This is a genomic window from Legionella feeleii (assembly GCF_001467625.1).
Taxonomy (GTDB): domain Bacteria; phylum Pseudomonadota; class Gammaproteobacteria; order Legionellales; family Legionellaceae; genus Tatlockia; species Tatlockia feeleii.
Genome location: NZ_LNYB01000085.1, coordinates 801,838 through 803,303, shown reverse-complemented (window position 1 = coordinate 803,303; position 1,466 = coordinate 801,838). Strand labels below are relative to the sequence as shown.

Sequence of the window (1,466 nt, the reverse complement as noted above, 5' to 3'; positions counted from 1 at the left end):
TTGAAGACGGAGTGCAGGTTGTTGAACAATCGGACTGGAAGGCCGCTTGATGATATTTTGCTCATACACCAGAATTGACAATAACTCATTAATTTATTGGTCACTACCAGATAAGAAAGATAAAAATATTTTACTTATTATTAATAGCGATGGAGGAAGGATTGAACCTGCATATCTAATTTCTAAAATTTGCAAAGAAAAATCAAAAGACAAGTTTATTGTTTCAATTCCCCGTCGAGCAAAATCCGCAGCGACCCTTATTTCATTAGGAGCAGATGAAATTCATATGGGTTCTTTAAGTGAGCTCGGACCAATAGACCCTCAATTTGGAGGTATTCCCGCTTTAAGTCTTAGTAGTGCCTTAGAATGTATAGCAGAATTATGTAAAAAATTTCCGGAAACCGCCGAAATGTTTGCCACTTATCTAGCACGAACATTACCTATAAGGCAACTTGGATATTTTGAAAGGATTTCTGGTTCCGCAGAACATTACGCCACAAGGTTACTAGAAAATAAAACGGAAAAATTAAAAAATAAGCCAAACCTGATTGCACATAGATTGGTCTATGAATATAAAGATCATTCTTTCTTAATAGACAAAAGTGAAGCTCAAGAAATATTTGGAATTGATATGATAAAAGTAGATTCAGATGAGTATGCTTTAGGATCTAAGATTTATCAATTTGTGGAAAAGGTAAACTTTATTTTGAAGTATCGAAAGAACAAGTATATTAGCATTGTTGGCTCTATAGATAAGCTTAATATTTTATATCTACCAACGAGTAACTCATAACAATAAATTTTAACCAACCAAAATCCTATGAGTTTGTAATATTTCCTAAGTTAACAATATGTAATAAAGCCGTTTGTATTTAATAGAGCAAGCCTTTGCTGGAAGAGAGCAAAGATAAATTGCAAAATTTACATTGCAAAACTCAGGAATTCATAATCCTGAACACCCATTACCCAATAGATTCAACATCGTCACGGGGTGGAAGAGTAGAATCTTTAAATTGAGACTCACTTAAGTTTTTTCCAAGGATCACAATTGTATGAGTAAGGAGTGAATGATCAAAATCTCTCTCCGACTCTGCGCCTATATGCAATATTACATATCCATGTTGTTGAAGATAATGATTCATCATCTCATCAAGCCCATTACGTATAGATAGCGAACAGTCCTTACAAACTCCATCCGAATAGTTGCTTGATAATTTAATCGTATTATTTATTTTACTTAGCTTTTCAAAGTTATTCATTCGTCTTTTCCTTCTGAACAATTAATTATTACTCTTACTGTAAATCGAGAATCAGCTATGGATAATAATGTTCAAAATTAATCTCATGCCATTAGTTCATTGCAGTGAGTTCCCTTCCTGGTACAGTTTAATATTAGAATATATAGCAAGGAAATAATATGAAGGAAGAGATATAGAGGCAAATGGGGATTAAAAAAATCCATATAA

Annotated in this window: 2 protein-coding genes; one reads left to right on the top strand and one right to left on the bottom strand. The window is 33.0% G+C overall.

Annotation, left to right across the window (positions count from 1 at the left end):
• The first annotated feature begins 49 nt into the window (after positions 1-49).
• Positions 50-793, top strand: a complete 744-nt coding sequence (locus tag Lfee_RS15940; protein ID WP_058447958.1) for an SDH family Clp fold serine proteinase — start codon at positions 50-52, stop codon at positions 791-793.
• A 169-nt stretch (positions 794-962) separates the two neighbouring features.
• Here Lfee_RS15940 and Lfee_RS15935 read toward each other — a convergent pair whose 3' ends face one another.
• Positions 963-1,259, bottom strand: a complete 297-nt coding sequence (locus Lfee_RS15935) for a hypothetical protein (RefSeq protein ID WP_058447957.1) — start codon at positions 1,257-1,259, stop codon at positions 963-965.
• Positions 1,260-1,466: the final 207 nt, after the last annotated feature.